The 21,670-nt window shown below is 68.7% G+C and carries 20 protein-coding genes; 13 read left to right on the forward strand and 7 right to left on the reverse strand.

From position 1 onward, the window contains the following. Positions 1-35 precede the first annotated feature (35 nt). The 3 genes from BWO91_RS09300 to BWO91_RS09310 are packed head-to-tail and all read left to right on the forward strand — an operon-like array spanning position 36 to position 3,864. Positions 36-935 (forward strand): SDR family oxidoreductase, encoded by a 900-nt coding sequence (locus BWO91_RS09300; protein ID WP_079003909.1) that lies wholly within the window; start codon positions 36-38, stop codon positions 933-935. Then, positions 932-2,320 (forward strand): alpha/beta fold hydrolase, encoded by a 1,389-nt coding sequence (locus BWO91_RS09305; protein ID WP_079002402.1) that lies wholly within the window; start codon positions 932-934, stop codon positions 2,318-2,320. The genes BWO91_RS09300 and BWO91_RS09305 overlap by 4 nt, the downstream gene beginning before the upstream one ends. Beyond that, positions 2,317-3,864 carry a GMC family oxidoreductase gene (locus BWO91_RS09310; protein ID WP_240555762.1) on the forward strand — a complete coding sequence of 516 codons (1,548 nt, stop codon included), beginning with the start codon at positions 2,317-2,319 and terminating at the stop codon, positions 3,862-3,864. Before BWO91_RS09305 ends, BWO91_RS09310 begins: the two co-directional genes overlap by 4 nt. Positions 3,865-3,904: 40 nt before the next feature. Here the strand turns inward: BWO91_RS09310 and BWO91_RS09315 are convergent, their stop codons facing one another. After that, the gene (locus BWO91_RS09315; RefSeq protein WP_153303430.1) at positions 3,905-4,339 is read right to left on the reverse strand and encodes a hypothetical protein; all 435 of its coding nucleotides are present in this window, start codon (positions 4,337-4,339) and stop codon (positions 3,905-3,907) included. Positions 4,340-4,426: 87 nt separating this feature from the next. Here BWO91_RS09315 and BWO91_RS09320 point away from each other — a divergent pair, with 87 nt between their 5' ends. Both BWO91_RS09320 and BWO91_RS09325 read left to right on the forward strand, forming a co-directional pair. Then, positions 4,427-5,221 (forward strand): alpha/beta fold hydrolase, encoded by a 795-nt coding sequence (locus tag BWO91_RS09320; RefSeq protein WP_079002404.1) that lies wholly within the window; start codon positions 4,427-4,429, stop codon positions 5,219-5,221. 65 nt (positions 5,222-5,286) lie between these two features. Further along, positions 5,287-5,985 carry a hypothetical protein gene (locus BWO91_RS09325; RefSeq protein WP_079002405.1) on the forward strand — a complete coding sequence of 233 codons (699 nt, stop codon included), beginning with the start codon at positions 5,287-5,289 and terminating at the stop codon, positions 5,983-5,985. A gap of 66 nt (positions 5,986-6,051) precedes the next feature. Here BWO91_RS09325 and BWO91_RS09330 read toward each other — a convergent pair whose 3' ends face one another. After that, positions 6,052-6,996: a GNAT family N-acetyltransferase gene (locus BWO91_RS09330; protein WP_079002406.1), complete on the reverse strand. Its 945-nt coding sequence runs from the start codon at positions 6,994-6,996 to the stop codon at positions 6,052-6,054. A gap of 104 nt (positions 6,997-7,100) precedes the next feature. Beyond that, a complete protein-coding gene (locus BWO91_RS09335; protein WP_079002407.1) occupies positions 7,101-8,006 on the reverse strand; it encodes a LysR family transcriptional regulator in 906 nt (301 codons plus the stop codon). A gap of 149 nt (positions 8,007-8,155) precedes the next feature. Between BWO91_RS09335 and BWO91_RS09340 the strand changes: the two genes are divergently transcribed. From BWO91_RS09340 to BWO91_RS09355, 4 genes are all read left to right on the forward strand, one after another. Then, entirely contained in the window at positions 8,156-9,310 is a 1,155-nt protein-coding gene (locus tag BWO91_RS09340) for a tyramine oxidase subunit B (protein ID WP_240555764.1), read from the forward strand. 86 nt (positions 9,311-9,396) lie between these two features. Continuing rightward, positions 9,397-10,656 (forward strand): ammonium transporter, encoded by a 1,260-nt coding sequence (locus tag BWO91_RS09345; RefSeq protein WP_079002408.1) that lies wholly within the window; start codon positions 9,397-9,399, stop codon positions 10,654-10,656. Next, a complete protein-coding gene (locus BWO91_RS09350; protein WP_079002409.1) occupies positions 10,653-11,807 on the forward strand; it encodes an FAD-dependent oxidoreductase in 1,155 nt (384 codons plus the stop codon). Before BWO91_RS09345 ends, BWO91_RS09350 begins: the two co-directional genes overlap by 4 nt. Continuing rightward, entirely contained in the window at positions 11,804-13,036 is a 1,233-nt protein-coding gene (locus BWO91_RS09355) for an allantoate amidohydrolase (RefSeq protein ID WP_079002410.1), read from the forward strand. Before BWO91_RS09350 ends, BWO91_RS09355 begins: the two co-directional genes overlap by 4 nt. A 21-nt stretch (positions 13,037-13,057) precedes the next feature. On the opposite strand, the gene BWO91_RS09360 is transcribed toward BWO91_RS09355, so the two are convergent. The 3 genes from BWO91_RS09360 to BWO91_RS09370 all read right to left on the reverse strand — a co-directional run bounded on the left by BWO91_RS09360 (position 13,058) and on the right by BWO91_RS09370 (position 15,762). Continuing rightward, positions 13,058-13,540: a DUF4396 domain-containing protein gene (locus BWO91_RS09360; protein ID WP_079002411.1), complete on the reverse strand. Its 483-nt coding sequence runs from the start codon at positions 13,538-13,540 to the stop codon at positions 13,058-13,060. Positions 13,541-13,633: 93 nt separating this feature from the next. After that, complete coding sequence (locus BWO91_RS09365; RefSeq protein ID WP_071259962.1) at positions 13,634-14,530, reverse strand: esterase/lipase family protein; 897 nt, start codon at positions 14,528-14,530, stop codon at positions 13,634-13,636. Positions 14,531-14,556: 26 nt separating this feature from the next. Further along, the gene (locus BWO91_RS09370) at positions 14,557-15,762 is read right to left on the reverse strand and encodes an ROK family protein (RefSeq protein ID WP_079002412.1); all 1,206 of its coding nucleotides are present in this window, start codon (positions 15,760-15,762) and stop codon (positions 14,557-14,559) included. 226 nt (positions 15,763-15,988) lie between these two features. Between BWO91_RS09370 and BWO91_RS09375 the strand changes: the two genes are divergently transcribed. The 4 genes from BWO91_RS09375 (at position 15,989) to BWO91_RS09390 (ending at position 20,860) form a co-directional block, all read left to right on the forward strand. Further along, entirely contained in the window at positions 15,989-17,287 is a 1,299-nt protein-coding gene (locus tag BWO91_RS09375) for an extracellular solute-binding protein (RefSeq protein ID WP_079003912.1), read from the forward strand. Then, entirely contained in the window at positions 17,284-18,195 is a 912-nt protein-coding gene (locus BWO91_RS09380; protein WP_079002413.1) for a carbohydrate ABC transporter permease, read from the forward strand. Before BWO91_RS09375 ends, BWO91_RS09380 begins: the two co-directional genes overlap by 4 nt. Further along, positions 18,195-19,088: a carbohydrate ABC transporter permease gene (locus tag BWO91_RS09385; protein WP_064293707.1), complete on the forward strand. Its 894-nt coding sequence runs from the start codon at positions 18,195-18,197 to the stop codon at positions 19,086-19,088. Before BWO91_RS09380 ends, BWO91_RS09385 begins: the two co-directional genes overlap by 1 nt. A gap of 65 nt (positions 19,089-19,153) precedes the next feature. Beyond that, a complete protein-coding gene (locus BWO91_RS09390) occupies positions 19,154-20,860 on the forward strand; it encodes a glycoside hydrolase family 13 protein (protein ID WP_079002414.1) in 1,707 nt (568 codons plus the stop codon). A 5-nt stretch (positions 20,861-20,865) separates the two neighbouring features. Here BWO91_RS09390 and BWO91_RS09395 read toward each other — a convergent pair whose 3' ends face one another. Next, positions 20,866-21,660, reverse strand: a complete 795-nt coding sequence (locus tag BWO91_RS09395) for a DeoR/GlpR family DNA-binding transcription regulator (RefSeq protein ID WP_064293873.1) — start codon at positions 21,658-21,660, stop codon at positions 20,866-20,868. Between the last annotated feature and the right edge of the window lie 10 nt (positions 21,661-21,670).

A 21,670-nucleotide genomic window follows, 5' to 3' on the forward strand; every position in this document is an offset into this window, starting at 1 on the left:
CGGTTCCGGCCGAGGTCTCGTTTAGCGTGGTCGTCATGTCTCCGCGCGACCAGTACGAACTGACCAACCCCGTGACCCAGTACGACCGGGTCGAGCCCCCGCTGCAGCATCAGTCGGAGCCCGGCGTGCAGGCCAAGATGAACCCCGTGCCCGACCTCGGAGAGGCGAGCTACCGGGGGAGTGGACGCCTCACGGGTCGCAAGGCGCTCATCACGGGCGGCGACTCCGGTATCGGTGCCGCCACGGCGATCGCGTTCGCCCGCGAAGGCGCGGACGTGGTCATCGCCCACCTGCCGGGTGAGGAGGAGGACGCCGAGCACGTCCTCTCGCTCATCGCCGACGCCGGGCGCCGGGGCAAGGCGATCGTCGCCGACATCTCGCACGCCGACCAGTGCCGTCGGCTCGTGGCGGAGGCAGCCGAGTTCCTCGGCGGCCTCGACATCTTGGTCAACAACGCCGGCAAGCAGATCGCCGTCGACCGGGTGGAGGACCTCAGCGACGAGCAGTTCGAGGAGACGTTCCGCACGAACGTCTTCGCGAACTTCTGGATCACCAAGGCGGCACTCGCCCACCTCGGCGAGGGCGCGAGCATCGTGAACACGGCATCGCTCGAGGCGTACAAGCCGTCACCCGACCGGCTCGACTACGCGGCTACGAAGGCCGCGATCAACAACCTCTCCAAGGGGCTCGCGCTGCAGCTCGCCTCCCGGGGGATCCGCGTGAACGTCGTCGCCCCCGGCCCCGTGTGGACCGCGTTGCAGGTCTCCGACGGCGTCTCCGACGAGCAGATGGAGCACTTCGACGACGAGAACACCTACCAGCGTGCCGGGCAGCCGGCTGAACTCGCGCCGGCGTACGTCTACCTCGCCTCGGCGGAGTCCGGCTACGTCTCCGGGGCGACGCTGAACGTCAACGGCGGCATGGTCACCCCGTGACCGCGGCTGCGTGCACGGTCTTCTTCCTTCCCGGGCTCGGGCTCGACGCCGCCGCGGTCGCACCAGTGGCTCGCGAGCTCGACGCTCGGTTCCGGATGATCGCCGTCGAGCTGCCCGGACAGGGCGACACGGCCGACGCACCGGACGGCTCGGTCGACTCGCAGGTCGACGCTGCCCTCGCCGTGATCGCGGAGCAGGCCGACGGCGGACCCTGGATGCTGTGTGCGCACAGCATGGGTGGCAAGGTCGCCGCCGGGATCGCCGCCCGGGTCCGCGACGGCGACGTCCCCGTGTTCGGGCTCCTCGGCGTCGTGCTCCTGGCACCGTCACCGCCCACGCCCGAGCCGATGCCTGACGCCAAGCGCCACCAGATGCTCAGCTGGATCGAGGACGGGCCCATCGCCGAGGCGGACGCGCAGACCTTCGTCGACGACAACGTGGGTGCACCTCTGCCGACCGAGCTGCAGGCCGCCGCCGTGGCGTCCGTGCAGGCCATGTCGCCCGTCGCGTGGCGCCGCTGGCTCGAGCAGGGCAGCGAGGAGGACATCGCGTCCTCCGTCGGCAAGCTCGACCTCCCGTGCATCGTGCTCGCCGGAGATCAGGACGAGGCGCTCGGAGCCGCAGTGCAGCCCGAGCTGCTCTCGGACGTCTACCCCCGTGCACGATTCGTGTCGCTCGCAGGAGCCGGACATCTGCTCTCGTACGAGCGTCCGGTCACGGTCGCGCGCGCGCTCACCGAGTTCTGGGACGAGATCGTCGCACACAGCGCCATCGTCCCAGCCGAGTGGGGGCTCGTCATCGCGTCCCTGCGGACCACGCCGCGGGTGCGCAGCGCGCTGGCACGACGCGCCCTGCCGGATGACCCCGAGTATCGGCCCCGCGTCCTGAGCGTGGAACAGCTGGACCTGCTCCGTTCCGTCGCCGATCGCCTGGTTCCCCAGGCGACCGAGGGGCGGATCGATCTCGCCGCCCGGGTCGACGCCGACCTCGCAGCAGGTGGTGGCGACGGATGGCGGCCGGTCGGAGGGCTCACGGACGACGAGGCCTACCGCGCCGGATTGGATGATCTCCGAACCGCGTGGCCGGACTCGGCCGATGACCAGGATGCCGTGATCCGTGCCGTGATCGACGGCCAGGGCGTCCCCGGGGGCGCCATCGACGGAGACGATCTGCGGCGCTGGTTCGAGGACCTGCGCGTGGACGTCACGCGGGAGTGGCTCATCCATCCCGCGTCGCTGGCCCGCGTCGGCTACGACGGGTTCGCGACCGGCGCTGAAGACGTCGACTTCGCCGGCTACCGCGAGTTGGGTGCCGGCACCAGAGACGATTGGGAGCCCGCCGAACTCGGCGTCGCGCCCGCACAGCAGCAGGAGGACGCAGCGTGAACCTGGACACCATGAAGACCTACGACCTCGACGACAGCGTCGACGTCGTGGTGGTCGGTACCGGTGCGGGTGGCGCACCACTGCTCGCGCGACTCGCTGCAGCGGGACTCCGCGTCGTCGCCCTCGAAGCGGGGCCGAATCACGACCCTGCCGAGTCCACCCCGGACGAGGTCGACGCGACGACGATCAACTGGATGTCCAGCCGGTTCAGCGGTGGAGACGCTCCGACGGCGTTCGGCCCGAACAACAGCGGGTTCGGCGTCGGCGGTGGCACCGTGCACTGGGGCGCGTTCACGCCCCGGCCGGACGCCCGTGACCTGCGTCTGCGCAGCGAGACCGGTTTCGGACGCGACTGGCCCGTCGATCACGCGGAGTTCACGCGCTACGTCGAAGAGGTCGAGGCGACCATCGGTGTCTCCGGGCCGACGCCGTATCCGTGGGACCCGTCGCGGACCTATCTGTACGCGCCGCCGAAGCGCAACGCGCCTGCCGACCTCATGGCGAAGGGCGCGGAGTCGCTCGGCATCCGAGCGACCGACGCACCCGCCGCGATCATCACCCGCGACCGCGATCAGCCTCACCATGGCCTGCGGCGTGCCACGACGAACGTCGGCTCGATCCACCAGGGCGAGCGCCACGGTGCGAAGGCGACGACGGCCATCACCTACCTGCCGGCTGCGGTCGCGGCGGGGGCGGAGATCCGACCGGACGCCGTCGTGCACACCATCGAGCGGGACGCCCGCGGTCGGGTGACGGGCGTCGTCTATCGCCAGGACGGTGTCGACAAGCGGCAGCGCTGCGAGGTGCTCGTGTTGGCGGGCGGCGGGGTGGAGACCCCTCGGCTCCTGCTGCACAACGGCCTCGCGAACGCCAGCGGTCAGGTGGGTCGGAACTTCCTGGCCCACGGGGCGGTGCAGGTGTGGGGACGGTTCGACGAGCAGATCCGCGGCTACCGCGGCTACCCGTCGGCGCTCATCACCGAGGACTTCGTCCGCCCCGAAGGTGCTGACTTCGCCGGAGGGTATCTGTTGCAGAGCCTCGGCGTCATGCCGTTCAACTACGCGACGACCCTCGTGCGCGGCGGCGGGCTCTGGGGCACCGAGCTGGTCGACGAGCTCGACGCGTCCCGGTACAACGCCGGCATCGGGATGAACGCCGAGTGTCTGCCCGCCGACGGTAACCGGCTCGAGCTCTCGTCGGAGGAGGACGAATGGGGTCTGCCGCGTGCGACCGTCTCGTTCTCGCCCGGTGACAACGAGCAGGCCATCGACCGCCACGCCATCCGCACGATGACGGACATCCTCACGGCAGCCGGTGCGCGGAGCACCAGGGTGCTCGCGCGCACGGCGCACACGCTCGGCACGTGCCGGATGAGCGACGATCCGAGTGACGGCGTGGTTGACGGGGATGGGCGATCGCACGACATCGACAACCTGTGGATCTGTGACAACTCCACGTTCCCGAGCGCGCTCTCCGCGAACCCGGGTCTTGCACAGATGGCGTTGTCGCTGCGCACCGCCGACCGGATGCTCGCGGCCCGGTGACGGCGGCGCCGCCGGCAGGTGAGCGAGGATGGGTCGGGAGTCAGCCGTTCGCCTCGACGATGACGATGGCCGCGCCGCTCGGTAGCACCTCCAGCACGGTGTGACCGGCGGCCCTCGCATCGGCGGCGCTCGGGAACGACAACCGGGCCTGATAGATCGGATCGGGGAACCCGTAGCGACGCAGCTTCTCGACCCGGACGTCCTTGGCGAGCGGAATGTGCATCGTGGTGCGCACCTGCTCCCGCAGCTCCTGCTGGCAGACCGAATCCACGCCTGCGTAGCCGCAGACGGACACGTCACCTTCGAGGAACGAGCTGTAGCTGCCTTGAAACGACCCCAGTAGCGCGACGACGAGGACGACGAAGCCGGCCATACAACCGATGGCCACCCCGAGCGTTCCCAGCATTTGACGCACGGTCCGTGGTTTACGAGACCATCCGCCGTCTGATTCCGCGAGAAGATCGTCGATCGTCATGCGCCCACACCCCTGAGTTGCATGACGTAAGGCTAGCGGTGGCCGCTCCCGGCCTGGTTGCGCACGAACGCCTCCTAGGCTGGACTGATGGTCTCGACACGGAAGCAGCTGATCGTCGACGACGGGGTCACGATCTCGTACACCGTGTTCGAGGGTTCCGAGCCGGCGTCGGTCATCCTCCACGGACTCGCCGGGAGCAGTCGGGAGTTCCTTCCAACGGCTCGAGCGCTTGCCGGACGATCGGTCGTCCTCATCGACCAGCGTGGCCACGGAGAGAGTACGAGGCGGCCGATGGACACCTCTCGAGCGGCGTACGTCTCGGATGTCGCACGGGTGATCGAAGCCGAGACATCAGAACCGGTGATCGTCATCGGGCAGTCGATGGGCGCGCATACCGCGATGCTCCTGGCTGCCGACAGGCCAGACATCGTTCGCGCGCTGGTCATGCTCGAAGGGGACCAGGGCAGCGGCACGGTGGAGGATCACCGAGCCCTCGGCGGTTTCTTCCGGTCGTGGAACGTCCCGTTCGCAAGTCGATCGGACGCGGCGGCGGAGCTTGGTGACGGGCCGCTCGAACGTGCCTGGGTCGAGGATCTGGAGGAGACAGTCGACGGGTTGGTCCCACGATTCGATGCAGACGTCATGCAGACGACGATCGAGGCGGTCGGGGAGCCTCGCTGGCGCGAGTGGGAGAGCATCGACGTGCCAACCCTCGTGGTCTATGCAGACGGAGGAATGTTCACCGAGGATAAGAAGGCGGCGTTCGCAGGCCGGGGCAGGCGCGCACGTCGCGTCGATCTCAGCGGTGCATCGCATGATGCGCACCTTGACGCGCATGAGCAGTGGGTCGAGGCGCTCCGCACCTTCATCGATGCGCAGTGAGATGACACGCACCGCATCAGGTCGGGCCCATCTCGCCGGCCCCGCCGTCAGCGTAAGGTCGTCGCATGCCCCTCGAGCAACCCCCGCAGCCTGAACGGAGGCGAGCGCTCTCGAAGCCCTCGGCCGCGTCATCCACGGCGGCAGCCTGGAACGCCTTCCTGCTCCGAGCTGAGGCGAGAGCTTGGATCAATGCCACCGAGCGTGGACAGCGACAGCCTGAGGTCGGCGATGTCGCGCTGGAGGTCCTGCTCCTGGAGTACGGTCGCCCGGCCCGCTTGGCGCTCGGGCTCGTCTCGTCCGTAGCACTCGTCGTGGCCGCCACCCTCGCCGTCGCGACCGTGACCGTCCTCGGTCCGTTCTGGGTGGGGGAGAGCGGGGCGTTCTTCGGCTCCGTGGTCCTCATCGGGTTCGCGGTCGCGCTGACGAGCGTCGTCATCCTGCTCGGGCTGCAGGTCTCCGAGAACCGCATCATCCGCGCCGTCTCCGCGTGGTCCGAGGTGACGCCGCAGACCACCGACCCGCAGGAAGCGCCGACCGGAGCGGAGGACACCGTCGACCGTCGGGAGGCAGTGGCGTTGCGCGCCCTCTTCCTGGCGGTCTCGGGCGCAGGGATCGCCGCAACCGTCGTCGTGATGGTCTGGCTGTCCTCCGCCGAAGGCGGATCGTTCGTGCTGCCGCTCCTCGTCGCTGCGGTCTTGCAGCTGATCATCTGGCTCGCGGTCTGCTCCGGGGTCGTCCGCGTGCTGCAGTCGTCGCGGGTCTGACGAGCGCGGCGGTCGACCGTGTCGCGGTGCTCAACTGAGACGGTCGGAACCGAGCCCGGGGCGAACCTACTGCTCGTGCACGATCCGAACGCGCGCGACCGAGAAACCGGCTCGTTCGAACGCGCCACGCATCGGCGTGTTCGCGGCATCCGTGGTGCCGACGATCCGGTCCTGTCCCGACCCGTGGTGCACGTGGACCATCTCCTCCAAGAGGTCGTGCACGTAACCGTGTCCGCGATGCTCGGGGAGCACGCCCAGGTAACTGATGCTCGCGTCGTACGCCGTCCTCGTCGGGATGATGAATCCCACGATCGTCCCGTTGAGCAGCTCTGCGACCCGCCAGGCATCCCGTTCGCCGGGGAGCGATCGGTAGAACGCTAGATCGTCGTCCGCGAGCGCCTCGAGTCCTTCGCGCGCGACCATGTCCTGCGTGTGCGCATCGAGGGTGCCGGTCGCGACCAGGGCGAACAGCTCGTGGAACGCGTCGTCCGGGGCGGCGACGAAACGAAGGCGCTGCGATCGTGCCGGCACCGGATCGGAGGTGGACCTCGCGAAACTGACCCGCTCGGTCGTGCGCGAGAACCCACCGGCGCGTGCAGGCTCGTGGCGCCACCGCACCGCCTCCACGCTCGCAGCGTCATCGGCCCAGGCAGGGGAGACGTCGACGTTGAACTCCAGTGCCGGTCCCGCGCCGAAGGCGTCCAGTCCGGCGCGGATGAGCGCAGCGCCGACACGTTCGGGCTCCGCGACTTCGACCGTGGTGGTGAGGCAGTCGAGCGTGGCGGGCCGGTTCGCATCCGCCTGGCCCCACCAGAGTGCTCGTGCCATCGGGCGACCGTCCTGCTCGGCGATCCACGACCACTCCGGTCGACAGTTCCGACTCGCGAGTTCGGCGGTCAGCCGTTCCGGGTCGATCCAGGCGACGGGTTCGTCGCAGCTCCACGCTTGCAGGAGGGGGACGTCGTCCGGAGTGGCTCGTCGGATGGTGAAGTCGTCGCGGGTGTCGGTCATCGGTTCCAGCTTGGACAGGGTCGACTCGTTTGTCCATGTCGGACAGGAACACCGGGGCTACGCCGTCGAGACGGGAAGCGGACGCGCGGTGTTCGAGTGGGCCTTCACCCGAGCTGTGCGGCCGCGTCGCGGAGACAGGCGATGAACGCGTCGTGGACCGGGCTCTCGTCCACTCGTTCCTGACGAGCGGCCAGCAGGCGTGTCGTCGGCGACCCGGCGAGCGGCACGACGACGATCGACGGCGGCACCAGCTGCCGCACCGACTCGGGCAGGATCGTCGTACCGACGCCGGCCGCGACGAACCCGAGGGCGGTCTCCTGATGGACGACCTCCTCGACCACCTGCGTCCGACTCGACGTGCCGAGGACCTCCGCGACGCGGTCCACGAATCCCGGCATGAGCGCCCGCGGGTAGGAGATCATCGGGACCTCCAAGAGCTCCTCCGCGGTGACCTCGGGTCGCCCTGCCAACGGGTGACCGACCGGGAGGCACGCCACGAGACGCTCCTCGAAGACGACCTCGGTCGTGAGCGCGGGGGAGCTGTCGGATGGCGTCTGCGGGACCTCATCACGGACGATCCCGACGTCGAGGGTGCCGTCGCGGAGCCGGTCGAACTGCTCTCCTGAGGTCAACGGCACCAGGCGCAGCGTCACCCCGGGGCGGCTCGCCCGGAACAGCTGCACGACGCCGGGGAGGACCGTGTAGTTGGCCGAACTCACGAACCCTGCGGTGAGCTCCCCGGCGAGACCGTCGACGAAGTCGCGCATCTCACTCCGGACCGTGTCGAGCTCCTCGACGATGTGTCGCGCCCGCGCCTGGAGGTGTCGTCCGGCGGCGGTCAGCGCCACCCGCCTCGTCGAACGGTCGAACAGCGCGGTGCCGACCTCCTGCTCGAGTCGTGCGACCTGGACGCTCAGCGGTGGCTGCGACATGTGCAGCCGTCGGGCGGCACGACCGAAATGGAGCTCCTCGGCGACGGCGAGGAAGTAGCGCAGCTGGCGGAGCTCCATCCCATCGACGATACGACCCTCGTATTACCGCGCTGTTTCGTCCAGATTGCGAGCGAAACGCTCTCAATCGAGGTTCGAATCGGTATTTGACCAGGACGATCGCGACCGTGTTCGCTGAGGACCACACACCCCGACCTGGAGGACCACCCGTGACCGCAGACGCTTCCCCGAACACCCGGATCGACATGCTCTACCTGAGCGAACCGGAGGTCATCGCCGCCGGCATGAAGGACATGGCCCACTGCATGGAGGTCATGGAGGAGGTGTTGGTGCTCGTCGCGAAGGGTGACTACCGGATGGCCGGCCCGACCGCCAACTCGCACGGAGCACCGATCGGGTTCCCCGCCACCTCACCGTTCCCCGGCATGCCGCTCGACGCCGCCGACCGCCGGTTCATGGCGATGCCCGCCTACCTCGGCGGACGCTTCGACACCGCCGGTGTCAAGTGGTATGGGTCGAACGTCGACAACCGCGAGCGGGGCCTCCCGCGCTCCATCCACCTCATCGTGCTCAACGACAAGGAGACCGGCGCGCCCTACGCGATCATGTCCGGCAACCTCGAGAGCGCCTACCGTACCGCTGCCGTGCCGGGAGCCGCCGCGAAGCTCCTGGCACCGGTGGACGCGAAGTCACTCGGCATCATCGGGCCCGGCGCCATGAACAAGAGCGCCCTGCACGCCATGACCACCGCCCGTCCCTCGCTCGACACCATCCGCATCCACGGGCGCCGACGGTCGACGTCCGAGGCGTTCGCCGACTACGTCCGCGAGCACTACCCGCAGTTCACGACGATCGAGATCGCCGAGACGGTCGAGGCCGCCGTGCGCGACTCGGACATCGTCTCCGAAGCCGTCACCGGCCTGGTCGGCTCGGAGAACTACCCGTTCATCGACGGCGACTGGATCAAGCCGGGCGCCTTCCTGAGCCTGCCCGCGAACTTGCGCATGGACAAGGAGTACACCCTCTCCGGCAAGGCGCGCCTCATCGCGGACGCGAAGAAGATCTACGAGGCGTGGGCCGAGGAGTACCCGGCGCCGTCGCACGAGACCGCGTTCGGGATGATCGGCCTCTACTGGCAGGACCTCATCGGGACCGGCGAGCTCGACGAGTCCCGCGTGGTCAACATCGGAGACGTCTTCGACGGGAACGCCGTCGGGCGCGAGTTCCCCGAGCAGCCGGTGCTCTTCAGCGTCGGAGGGATGGGCGTCGAGGACGTCGCGTGGGCGAAGACGATCTACGAGAACGCCGTCGAGCAGGGGATCGGCACGAAGCTCAACCTCTGGGAAGCCCCGGACCTGGCCTGACCGCCGACCGGCACCGACACCTGTTCCGCCCGAACCCGACGCCGTGGCCGCCCGGCCGCTGTGCACCTCGAACGATGGAGTGATTTGTGGACGCTGGAAACGTCGCCTGGATCCTGACGAGCTCGGCGCTCGTCGCCCTCATGATCCCGGCCCTGGCTCTGTTCTACGGCGGGATGGTCTCGTCCCGCCGCATCCTCAACATGATGATCATGTGCTTCGGCGGGGCCAGCCTCGTCGCGTTGCTCTGGGTGGCCTTCGGGTACTCGCTCGTCTTCGGTGACTCCGTCGGCGGGCTCGGACTCATCGGGAACCCGTTCGAGTTCGCGGGGCTCGACCAGGCACTCGCCGACGACCCCGATGCCGGCATCCCGCTCGCACTCTTCGCGGCGTTCCAACTGCTGTTCGCGGGGGTGACGACGGCACTCGTCGCCGGTGCCGCCGCCGGTCGCATGAAGTACGGCGCGTGGTTGTTGTTCGCCGGGCTCTGGGCGACGCTCGTGTACTTCCCGGTCGCGCACTGGGTGTTCGCCTTCTCGAACGACACGGCGACCGGTGGATGGATCGCGAACACCCTCGGTGCCGTCGACTTCGCCGGTGGGACGGCCGTGCACATGAACGCCGGAGTCGCGGCGCTCGCACTGGCCTTGGTACTCGGTAAGAGCAAGGACTGGGGCGGCAAGCTCCGTCCGCACAACCGCCCGCTCGTCCTCGTCGGCGCCGGACTGCTCTGGATCGGTTGGTACGGCTTCAACGCCGGTTCAGCGCTGGCAGCCGGCAATGCGGCGAGCGTCGTGTTCCTCAACACCACCGTCGCGGCCTGTGCCGGCCTCATCGGCTGGTCCATCGTCGACCGACTCCGCCACGGAGCGGTCACGAGCCTCGGCAGCGCATCGGGGATCATCGCCGCCCTCGTGGCGATCACCCCCGCCTGCGGCGCCGTCTCGCCCATCGGTGCGATCATCATCGGGGCCATCGCGGGCGTCGTCTGCTGCCTCGCCATCGAGTGGAAGTTCCGGCTCGGGTTCGACGACTCCCTCGACGTCGTCGGGGTCCACCTCGTCGGGGGCATCATCGGGACGCTCCTCATCGGGGTGTTCGCGACGGATGCGGCTCCGAACGGACGCTCCGGTCTGCTCTACGGCGGCGGGTTCGAACTGCTCGGCGTGCAGACGATCGCGACCGTCGCGGTCCTCGCCTACTCGTTCATCGTCACCTGGGTGATCGCGAAGCTCATCCAGATCACCATCGGTCTGCGGATCCCCGAGGAGCACGAGGTCGCCGGGATCGACGAGCACGCCCACGCCGAGCGCGCCTACGAGGACGAAGACCTGGAAGCACGCGCATGACCAGCGTCATCGTCGTCGGAGCCGGGCTCGCCGGTGCTGCGGCGGCCTGGCGCCTCGCCCAGGCCGGGCAGGACGTCACCGTCCTCGAGCGGAGTCGTCCGGCCAACGAGTGGGGATCGTCCCACGGATCGGCCCGGATCTTCCGCTACGCCTACCCGGAGGCGTCCTACACCCGTCTCGTCCTCGCGGCGGCATCAGGGTGGGACGAGCTCGGCCTGGAGTACGGGCGTCCACTGATCACGCGGACGGGTGCGCTCGACTTCGGGACGACCCGTCGCCCGGAGCACCTCGCGTCGGTGCTGGCGGAGCACGGCATCGATCATGAGCTGCTCTCCCGAGACGAGGCCAGTGCCCGTTGGGACATCGGCTTCGACACGCCCACCCTGTGGCATCCGGGAGCCGGCGTGATCGACGCGGAGCAGGCGGTGATGGCGATGCTCGAATCCGCCGTCCGCGCCGGAGCCACGGTCCTGAACGACTGGCCGGTCGAGCGGGTCGAGCGGACTGCCACCGGGTACCGGGTGCTCGGGTATGGGGGGAGGGCGTTCGATGCGGAGCAGGTGGTGGTCGCAGCCGGGGGCTGGCTTCCGGACCTGCTCGGCGACCTCGCGCTGCCGGGAGGGTTCCTCGACGCGTTCCCGGCCCTCGAGGTCCGTCAGGAGCAGGCGTATCACTTCCCGTATCGGGACCGGATCGGCGTCGACGCGGAAGGCCCGGCACGATCCGGAGCCGTGTGGCCCACCTTCATCCACAAGTCCGCGCGGATGCAGGTCTACGGGCTCCCCGGAGGCCGCGACGCCGAGTGGCGTGGACAGAAGGTCGCCGAGTACAACGGCGGCAGGCGCATCCCCTCGGCCGCCGATCATGACGGCGTCGTCGACGACGCGAACCGCCGACGGGTCGTCGCCTACGTCCGCGAGTTCCTCCCGAGCCTCGTCCCGGAACCGTATGCGGAGACGACCTGCCTGTTCACGAACACCCCGACGGAGGACTTCGTCATCGACCGGGTCGACGGGATCACGGTCCTGGCGCCCTGCTCCGGCCACGGTGCCAAGTTCGCCCCGCTCATCGGCGAATACGCCCTCGCGCTGGTCGAGGGCCGAGACACTGTGCCGGCGATGTTCCGGCCGAGCCTGGCAGCGGTCCGGTGAACCGCGACACCGTGGTCTCCCTCCTGGACGAGATCGCGGGGATCGGTCTGGATGCGCGTCGGGGAGGCTACTCGCGGCCCGTCTACTCCACGGCCGAACTCGAGCTGCGGGAGTGGTTCGTCGGTCAGGCCGAGCGCCGTGGCCTCGACGTGGACATCGACGGGAACGGGGTCATCCGCGCCTGGTGGCATGTGCCGTCCCGTTCGACGGCGGGTGCGGTGGTCACCGGGAGCCATCTCGATTCGGTCCCCGGCGGTGGCGCCTACGACGGACCACTCGGGGTCGCATCGGCGTTGGTCGCGATCGATCACCTGCGCTCGCGTGGCTTCGAGCCGGCCAAGCCGATCGTCGTCGCGGTCTTCCCGGAGGAGGAAGGCTCGCGCTTCGGCGTCGCTTGCCTCGGCTCACGGCTCCTCACCGGTGCGATCAGTCCGGAGCGGGCCCTGGCCCTGCGCGACGTGGAGGGCGACACCTTCGCCGAGGTCCTCGCACGCAATGGTGTCGATCCGCGGGGTGTGGGGCCCGATCCGGCCGGGCTCGGAGCGATCGACGCGTTCGTCGAGCTCCACGTCGAGCAGGGGCGGGCACTGGTCGACCTCGATCGCCCGGTCGCGATCGGCTCGAGCATCCTGGGGCATGGACGGTGGCGGGTGTCGATCCGCGGTGAAGGAAATCATGCGGGGACGACGCTCATGCAGGATCGACGGGACCCGCTCGTCGCGGCTGCGCGGATGATCACCGAGATCCGCACGATCGGACTGGCGACGCCTGACGCTCGGGCGACCGTCGGCCGGGTTTTTCCGTGGCCGGGAGGCACGAACGTGATCGCGTCGAGCGTGGACTTCTGGATCGACGTCCGCCATCCCGACGACACCGTGACCGCCGCGATCGTGGCGGCGATCACCGATCGCCTGTCGCTCATCGCAGCGGAGGAGGGATGCATGGCCGCGATCACCGAGGAGTCGTTCAGCGCCACGACCGACTTCGACCCGTTGCTCCGCGGGCGCCTCGAACGGATGCTGCCGGAGGCGCCCGTGCTCGGTACCGGCGCGGGGCACGACGCCGGAGTGCTCGCGTCCCACGCGCCGTCCGCGATGCTCTTCGTCCGGAACCCGACCGGCGTCTCCCATTCGCCGGAGGAGTACGCCGAGGACGCCGACGCGGAGGCCGGTGCGGTGGCGCTCGCGGACGTCCTGGAGGGACTGGCGGTCGGCGTCGGGACCACCTGATGGCCGACAAGCCGAGGGACGTCAGTGGTGGAGTTCGTGGACGACGGCGTGCCCCTTGCCGCGGCTGATCAACCAACGGTTGACCGGTGTGGTGACGATGAAGGCCAGGGCGAGAGCGGCGACCAGGGACCCCCAGAAGAGGCCGCTGGTGAGGCCGGCGTCCATCGCTCCGGGGATGGCGAGCATCGCGGTGTTGTCGATGATCTCCATGACCGCGATCGACACGGTGTCCGCGGCCAGCGCGACACCGATGGCGGCGCGCCAGGACAGGCCCGCGCGGAGCACGCCACGCATCGTGAGCGCGTAGCCGAAGACGAAGGCCAGTGCGATCGAGAGCACCACGGTGCCGAGATTGTGCAGTCCGAGGCCGGTGCCGATCACCATGCCCAGCACCTCGCCGATGGCACAACCGGTGAGGCAGTGGAGGGTGGCGCTGGCCGCCATCCGCCAGGAGGTCGCATTGTCGGCTGCTGGGCCGTGACTGTGGTGGGTGTGGTCGCTCATGAGTACTCCTTCGGTTCGTTCAGCAAGCCGAACGATACCCCTCCGGGGTATATTCCGAAGCGCTGGTCCGCTTGCACGGACATCGACGCTGGCTCAGAACGCGAGCGCCTCGTCGACCACGGCGAAGACCTCGGGATCCCAGGTGAGCGCGCGCTCCCATGGGAGGTCGAAGGCGTCGGCGAAGAAGATGCTGTGGACGTCGTCTTCGAAGGAACGGCGGACCACGCGGGGGAGGACGTCGACCGGGACGTCGTCGGCTCGGGCGCTTCGCAGGGCCACCAGGCCGTCGTGTGGCCAGAGCTGCCGAGGCTCGGCTGCCGTGTGGAAGTGACCCGCACCGACCGCGGTGACGGCGACGTCGTCGAGGAACCCGAGCTGCGTCGTGTTCCACTCGCGCAGGAACCGGCGTGAGACCTCGTCGGCAGCGCCCTGTGAATGCTCGGCGGCATAGCCCCTCGACCGCTCGAGGATCGTCGCGGTCCCCGCATCGCCGTGGGCGTCGTGGACCGAGACCTCGCCGGTGAGCACGTCGCCGAGGAGCGACCCCTCCCAGGGGGTGCCGAGGGTGACCAGCCGGCCGATCGACGGGCCGGAGTCGCGCAGCTCGCGGATCGCGGCACGAGAGAAGAGACCGCCCATGGAGTGGGCGACGAGGTCGACGCCCGCGAAGCCGTGTTCCTCGGACAGCCACCGCAGGAACGCGCCCAGGCTTGTCCCGCCGGCGTCGATCCCACCGACGGCGTTGACGGTCACCGCGGCGGGAAGCGCGATCGGGACGTCGGCGAACCCCTGCCAACCCGTGTCCTCGTGCACCTCACCGGCACCGATGCGTGCCGGTGCCGTGAAGACCGGAACCTCCCGCCCGAGCAGGTGGGCACGCAGCGCGGTGAGGGTGTTCCCGGCGGCGAGGCCGGAGCCGGCGGCATGGTCCGGACTCGTGAACGGGGTCACGGCCGCACCCCCTGACACGAGGACGATCGCATCGGCCATGGTGCTCCTTCCGGCTGGCTACGACGTCAGCGTACTGGTCGGGCGAGGTCGATCCGCAGTGCGTTGCGACGCACGTCGTCGATCGCGGTCGCAACCGCGCCCTGCGCCACCATGTCGGCGCCGAGTTCCGACGCGACGAGCTGGGGTGGTTCGGCGCTCATGTAGCCGGGGATACGCTCCGACGCGACCGCGAGCAGCTGTGACATCGACGGGGAGATCCCACCGGCGAACACGATGCGCTCCACGTCGAGCAACCCGCCCAGGATGGCGCTCATCCGCGCGATGCGATCACCCATCCGGCGCACCAGGTCGAGCGCGACCGTATCGCCCTGGTCCGCCGCAGCGAGGACCGACTGCGCATCCACCTGCGCGACCGGTATGCGGCTGAGTTGGCTGCTCTCCGGAAGCCCGCCGCTCTCGCGGTACTCGCGACCCCAATCGCGCAGGATCGCGGCGATGCCTCGCGATGAACCGACGCCGTCGACGAGATCTAGGAGGTGCAGCTCGCCCGCCCGGCCGCGACCGCGGACGAGGCGACCGTCGACGACGTATCCGGCGCCGAGCCGCTCGCCCGTGACCACCGTGATGTAGGAGTCGACGCCGACGCCGGCACCGATCGCGCCCTCGGCGACGGCGGCGAGGTTCGCGTCGTTGTCGGTGACGACCGCGCAGCCGCGGTCGCGGATGCGCTCACCGAGCCGAGGGTTCATCCGATCCCAGAAGACGTTGCCCTCGGGGGACCGCCCGAGCGCGTCGATGGGGGCCGGGACGCCGAGCACGATGCAGAGCAGCGGCTTCGTGCCGAACTGCCGCACGGCCTCGTCGATCGCCGCGTCGACGGCGTCGACCCGTGCCTCAGCGGTGGCCGCCGGATCGACGGTGTGATGCGACCTCGCGAGTTCCCGACCGCGCAGGTCTGCGGCGATGGCGGTGATGGAGTGGGCTCCGGCGTCGACACCGACGACGATCCCGGCATCGATGCGCAGCTCGTAGCGACGGGCGGGGCGACCCTTCCGATAGGCGGCACCGGCCTGACGCGCGTCATCGAGCTCCGTCAGCCAACCCAGTCCGATGAGTTCGTCGGAGAGCGTGATCGCCGTCGATCGTGACAAGCCGGTGGCGGTGATGATGTCCGCCGCCGTGAACGCGGACGACGCCCAGGCGTGATCGAGGACGGCGGTGATGCTGGAGGAGCGCGGCTCCACTGCCCGCTCCGTCGTCGTCGCTTCCATGACCGACAACGATATCCACGATCCCGAGGTCGTGCGCGGATGCCGAGCCGGGGGAGAGCGGCACGGCGCGCAGAACCGTGAACGATCACGGGTTCCGACCAATGGCTGTCGTGATGGAACCGGTGCTTGACCAGACGTCGAACGGATGGCAGAGTTTCCGTCATCAGTTGATTTACTCTCTGTATTTAGTCAGCGGATCCATCGAGGGCTCCGCGGAAGGACAATGATGTCGAACCCACTGAAACGCGCGATACGCGCCACGGCCGGAGTGGCGGGTGTGGCACTCCTGGCCAGCGTCCTCGTCGGTTGCTCGAGTGATGGCCGGGAGACCATCCACTTCACGTTCAGCAAGCGTGAGGCGTTCACCTTCATGAATCAGGCCGTCGCGGACTACAACGCCTCGCAGCAGCAGTACGAGGTCGTCATGGACACCTCGGGGCCCGATCCGCTCGCGGCGAGCTTCGTCCGTGGCAACCCGCCGGACCTCATGCTCTCGAACTACAACCACGAGGTGTCGCGTTTCGTCGAACGGTGCGCGCTCTCCGACCTGTCCGACACCACGGCGGCGGCGTCCATCCGCGACGACCTCCAGCCGTTGCTCGACCAGTACGGCGTCTGCGAGGGACGCACGAGCGCGTTGCCCTACTCGGTGATGGCCGCCTCCGTCATCTACAACAAGACGATCTTCGCCGAGTACGGCCTCGAGGTGCCGACGACGTGGAGTGAACTGATCGCCGTCTCCGACACGCTGAAGGCGGCCGGCGTGGCGCCGTTCTACGCGACGTTCGCCGATGCCTGGACCGCCAACCAGGGCTGGTTCGACTACTCGGTCGGCGGCGCCGTCGACATCCCGGACTTCTACGACCGGCTCGCGGAGGAAGGCACCGAGGTCGGACCGGATGCTCCGGTCTCCTTCGAGAAGGACTTCCTGGAGCCCGTCGAGAAGATGCAGTTGCTGGCCAAGGAGTACACGCAGGCCGATGCGCCGAGTCGCACCTACGACGCCGGTAACGTCGCCTTCGCCGAGGGCAAGGGCGCCATGTACCTGCAGGGCCCGTGGGCGTTCAGCCAGATCGCACTCACCGCACCGGACCTCGACCTCGGGACCTTCCCGCTGCCGATGACCGAAGACCCGAAGGACCTCAAGGTCCGGGTGAACCTCGACCTCGTCACCATCATCCCCGAGGAGGCGAAGAACCCCGAGGGTGCCCGCGACTTCCTCGAGTACCTCTTCCAGCCGGAGGTCATCCAGGCCTACAACGAATCGCAGCTCGGGTTCGTCCCGACGGACGACGGCAAGGCTCCCGACGACCCGCGAGTCGCAGGCATGATCCCGTACTACGACGCCGGTGCGTTCTACCAGGGCCCGGGCGTGCTCAACCCCCGCGCCATCCCGACCGAGAACTACGCGCAGTCGCTGGTTCTCGGCACCGACGCGGCGTCGATGCTCCGCACCATGGACGCGGACTGGGCGCGACTCGCGTTCCGACAGCCGCCCGTCGCGAGCAAGGAGGGTTCCGAATGAGCGCCACCACATCGATCGTGACCGGGGGCAACCCGAAGGTCCGACGCAGCACCAAACGGGTCGAACCGATCTACTACTTCTTCCTGTTCCCAGCCGTCATCCTGTTCACGCTCGCGATCACGCTCCCCGGCGTCGTCGGCATCTTCTTCAGCTTCACCGACTCCATCGGGATCGGCGACTGGGAGTTCATCGGCTTCACGAACTACATCGCCGCGTTCAGCGATCCGGCCATCCTCACGAGCTTCCTCTTCACCTTCGGGTTCTCGCTCGTGACGGTCATCGCGGTGAACGTCATCGCGTTCCTGCTCGCGGTCGGCCTGACCGCGAAGATCCGCTTCAAGATGGGACTTCGCGGGATCTTCGTCATCCCGATGGTCATCTCGGGCATCATCATCGCCTACGTGTTCCAGTTCCTCTTCATGAACTCGGTGCCGGCCGCCGGCTCGGCGCTCGGGATCCCGTTCCTCGAGACGAGCATCCTCTCCAACCCCGACCTCGCTTGGCTCGGCATCGTGATCGTGACCGCCTGGCAGTCGATCCCCGGCACGCTGCTCATCTACATCGCGGGTCTCCTCGCGGTCCCCGGTGACGTCTACGAGGCGGCGTCGCTCGACGGCGCGAACAAGCGCCAGCAGCTGCTGCGGATCACCCTGCCGCTGGTGATGGGATACGTCGTGATCAACGTGATCCTCGGCTTCAAGAACTACCTGAACGCCTACGACATCATCGTCGGCCTGACCAACGGTGGCCCGGGCACCTCCACACGGAGCATCTCGATGACGATCATCCGCGGGTTCCAGACGGGTGACTACGCCTACCAGATGGCCACGGCCACCCTGTTCTTCATCATCACGATCATCATCGCCCTCGTGCAACTCTCGGCGACGCGCGGAAGGAACGCACTCTGATGGCCACGCCAACCGTGCTCAGCACCCAGTCCATCACCACGGCGAACGCCACCCCGAAGCAGCGGACCAGGGGAGAGCGGGTGAGCTGGTCGACGACGATCATCCTGCTGCTCTGCGCCGTGACCGTCCTGCTGCCGCTCTACGTGACGATCTCGATGGCGTTCAAGACCGACACCCAGTCGGTCGACGGCAACGCCTTCTCGCTCCCGGCACCGTTCAGCATCGACGGCTTCGTCCAGGCGTGGACGCTCACGAAGTTCCCGGTCGGCTTCGCGATGTCGCTCCTCGTCACCGCAGGGACCGTGGTCGCGACGATCATCCTGGCCTCCTTCGCCGCGTACGCCATCGTGCGCAACTGGGATCGCCGACTGTTCCGCTTCTCGTTCTTCTACCTGCTCGCCGCGATGTTCATCCCGTTCCCGGTCGTCGCCCTGCCGCAGATCCAGCTGACCGGTCGTGTCGGACTCGACAACCCGTTCGGGGTGATCATCCTCGCCACGATGTTCCAGCTGAGTTTCAGCGTGCTGCTGTTCACGGCGTTCCTGCGGTCGATCCCGATCGAACTCGAGGAGAGTGCGCGCATCGACGGTGCGAGCACCTGGCAGACGTTCTGGAAGCTGATCTTCCCGCTCCTGGCTCCCATGAGCGCCACGGTCGGCATCTTCGCGTTCCTCTACGCCTGGAACGATTTCATGATGCCGTCGCTCATCATCTCGGACGCGGGGCTCCAGACCCTCCCGGTGCGGCAGAACCTCTTCCAGACCCAGTTCAGCAGCAACTACAACGTCGCCTTCGCCTCGTACCTGATGGCGATGGCCCCCGCGATCATCGCCTACCTGTTCGCGCAGCGTTGGGTGATGTCGGGCGTCACCCAGGGTGCCGTCAAGGGGTGACCCGTCCGACCGACCGACCGACACCGGACCCATCCACCACGAGAAAGCCCGAGGACCACGCCGTCATGACCGACGCACTACTCGTCGACACCGACACCGACACCGAGTCCGCCGACGCCCGGCGGACGGCCGACGCCACCTGGTGGCGTCAGGCCGCCGTGTACCAGATCTACCCGCGGAGCTTCGCCGACGCGGACGGGGACGGTCTCGGCGACCTGCCGGGCATCCGCTCCCGGGTCGACTACCTCACCGAGCTCGGGATCGACGCGATCTGGCTCAGTCCGTTCTATCCCTCGGCGCTGGCCGACGGCGGGTACGACGTCGCGGACTACCGCGACGTCGACCCCCGGCTCGGCACACTGGAGGACTTCGACGAACTGATCGTCGCACTGCACGAGCGCGGTATCCGGGTCATCGTCGACATCGTGCCGAACCACACCTCGGATCTGCACGGGTGGTTCCAGGAGGCGCTCGCCGCCGGTCGCGGGTCGGTGGCTCGCGACCGGTACGTCTTCCGCGAGGGCAAGGGCGCATCAGGCGAGGAACCGCCCACCGACTGGGAGTCGGTCTTCGGCGGCCCCGCCTGGGAGCGGGTCGAGGACGGCCAGTGGTACTTCCACAACTTCGCCACCGAGCAGCCGGACCTCAACTGGGACCACCCCGAGGTCCGCGCCGACTTCCTGAAGACCCTGCGATTCTGGTCGGATCGCGGCGTGGACGGTTTCCGGATCGACGTCGCGCACATGCTCACGAAGGATCTCTCCGAGCCGCTGCCGAGTCGCGCTGAACTGGATCTCATGCCACAGGACGGCAACCATCCGCTGCTCGACCGCGACGACGTGCACGAGGTGTACGCCGAGTGGCGGCGGGTGTTCGAGGAGTACGACCCGCCGCGCACCGCCGTCGCCGAAGCGTGGGTGGGTTCGCCCGAGCGTCGGGCGAAGTACGCATCGGCGGAGGGACTCGGCCAGGCCTTCAACTTCGACCTGCTCGAGGCGGACTTCGACGCCGCCGAGTTCCGCACGGTCATCACCGACAACCTGGCACAGGCGGCGGAGACGGGGTCGTCGACGACGTGGGTGCTGTCCAACCACGATGTGACCCGTCACGCCACGCGGTACGGACTCCCGCCCCTGGCCGGGCGGCCGGTGAAGCAGGGCACCGAGTGGGTCGCGGCGGGTGGTCCCGAGTCCGACATCGATCGCGACCAGGGCCTCAGACGCGCCAGAGCGGCGACGCTCCTGCTCCTCGGGCTTCCTGGGAGCACCTACCTCTACCAGGGCGAGGAGCTCGGTCTGCAGGAGGTCGCCGCGATCACCGCGGAGCAGCGCCAGGACCCCGCGTTCTTCCGCGGCGGCGAGTACGACGGGCTGGGTCGCGACGGCTGCCGCGTACCGCTGCCCTGGTCGGCGCAGGGTCCGTCGTTCGGATTCGGAGGTGCGGTCGCGCACCTGCCGCAACCGACCTGGTTCGCCGAGTACGCGGTCGATGTCGAGGCTGCGGATCCGAACTCGACGCTCTCGCTCTACCGTGAGGCACTCCGGCTGCGACGACTGCTGCAGACCGAGGAGCGCCTCGAGTGGATCGAGACGGGGCGGCCGGACGTCGTCCGATTCGTGCGGCCGAACGGTTGGCAGGTCCTGACGAACTTCGGGACCGAGCCGTTCCCGCTCGAGGCGGAGCACGACGCCGTCGTGCTGGGCTCCCTCCAAGCCGGTGCGGTCCCGGGGGAGTCCACCGTGTGGACCATGCCCGGCGTCCTGTCGGAGTGACGCGCTCAGTCGACGCGTCGGACCGTCACCCCGAGCGATTGGATGCCCGATGCGACGTTCGGGCTGAGACCCGAGTCGGTGACGATGAGGTCGAACCGGGAGAGGTCGACGACCTTGTACTTGGCGAAGGAACCGTACTTGGAACTCCCGGCGACGAGGACGTTCTCGGACGAGACCGACATGGCCGCGTGCTTCACCTCGACCTTGGACTCCGCGGGAGTGGTCAGCCCGCGCTTCAGGTCCCACGAGCTCGTGGAGACGAAGGCTACATCCACGGCGAGCTGACGGATCATCTCCGCGGCGAGTCGCCCGACGGTGGACTGGTTCGCGAGATCGACGCGACCCCCGACGCTGATGAGTTCGATGGACGGGTGGTCGATGAGCTCGCGCACGATCGCGAAGTCGTTGGTCACGACGGTCAGATCCCGGCGTACGGCGAGATGCGGCACCATCGCGAGCATCGTCGTGCCGGCGTCGAGGTAGATCGTCGACCCGTCGGTCACGAGTTCCGCGGCCGCCGCGGCCATCGCGCTCTTCTCGCCGGCGTCGACCAGCGCCTTCTCCGCGTGGCTCGGCTCGGCGAGGAGACGACTGGCGATCTTCGCGCCACCCGGGACGGATAGCGCGCGGCCCTCCTCCTCGAGCGCCGCGACGTCGCGCCGGATCGTCATGTGGCTGACCTCCAGCAGGCTCGCCAGCTGGGGGAAGCTCAGGACCTGCTCGCGTCGCAGGTGTTTGACGATGAGCTCGCGTCGCTGCTCGGGGATGAGATGGGCGAGATCTCCGGTGTCGGTGGTCATCGTCTCCTCG

This window comes from Plantibacter flavus, from assembly GCF_002024505.1.
Classification (GTDB): domain Bacteria; phylum Actinomycetota; class Actinomycetes; order Actinomycetales; family Microbacteriaceae; genus Plantibacter; species Plantibacter flavus_A.

What these genes read in the sequence shown, in the direction of transcription:
- BWO91_RS09300 (WP_079003909.1), top strand. Translation starts at nt 36, where the DNA reads ATGTCTCCGCGCGACCAGTACGAACTGACCAACCCCGTGACCCAGTAC.
- BWO91_RS09315 (WP_153303430.1), bottom strand. Translation starts at nt 4,339, where the DNA reads ATGACGATCGACGATCTTCTCGCGGAATCAGACGGCGGATGGTCTCGT.
- BWO91_RS09320 (WP_079002404.1), top strand. Translation starts at nt 4,427, where the DNA reads ATGGTCTCGACACGGAAGCAGCTGATCGTCGACGACGGGGTCACGATC.
- BWO91_RS09325 (WP_079002405.1), top strand. Translation starts at nt 5,287, where the DNA reads ATGCCCCTCGAGCAACCCCCGCAGCCTGAACGGAGGCGAGCGCTCTCG.
- BWO91_RS09330 (WP_079002406.1), bottom strand. Translation starts at nt 6,996, where the DNA reads ATGACCGACACCCGCGACGACTTCACCATCCGACGAGCCACTCCGGAC.
- BWO91_RS09335 (WP_079002407.1), bottom strand. Translation starts at nt 8,006, where the DNA reads ATGGAGCTCCGCCAGCTGCGCTACTTCCTCGCCGTCGCCGAGGAGCTC.
- BWO91_RS09350 (WP_079002409.1), top strand. Translation starts at nt 10,653, where the DNA reads ATGACCAGCGTCATCGTCGTCGGAGCCGGGCTCGCCGGTGCTGCGGCG.
- BWO91_RS09360 (WP_079002411.1), bottom strand. Translation starts at nt 13,540, where the DNA reads ATGAGCGACCACACCCACCACAGTCACGGCCCAGCAGCCGACAATGCG.
- BWO91_RS09365 (WP_071259962.1), bottom strand. Translation starts at nt 14,530, where the DNA reads ATGGCCGATGCGATCGTCCTCGTGTCAGGGGGTGCGGCCGTGACCCCG.
- BWO91_RS09370 (WP_079002412.1), bottom strand. Translation starts at nt 15,762, where the DNA reads ATGGAAGCGACGACGACGGAGCGGGCAGTGGAGCCGCGCTCCTCCAGC.
- BWO91_RS09375 (WP_079003912.1), top strand. Translation starts at nt 15,989, where the DNA reads ATGTCGAACCCACTGAAACGCGCGATACGCGCCACGGCCGGAGTGGCG.
- BWO91_RS09380 (WP_079002413.1), top strand. Translation starts at nt 17,284, where the DNA reads ATGAGCGCCACCACATCGATCGTGACCGGGGGCAACCCGAAGGTCCGA.
- BWO91_RS09385 (WP_064293707.1), top strand. Translation starts at nt 18,195, where the DNA reads ATGGCCACGCCAACCGTGCTCAGCACCCAGTCCATCACCACGGCGAAC.
- BWO91_RS09390 (WP_079002414.1), top strand. Translation starts at nt 19,154, where the DNA reads ATGACCGACGCACTACTCGTCGACACCGACACCGACACCGAGTCCGCC.
- BWO91_RS09395 (WP_064293873.1), bottom strand. Translation starts at nt 21,660, where the DNA reads ATGACCACCGACACCGGAGATCTCGCCCATCTCATCCCCGAGCAGCGA.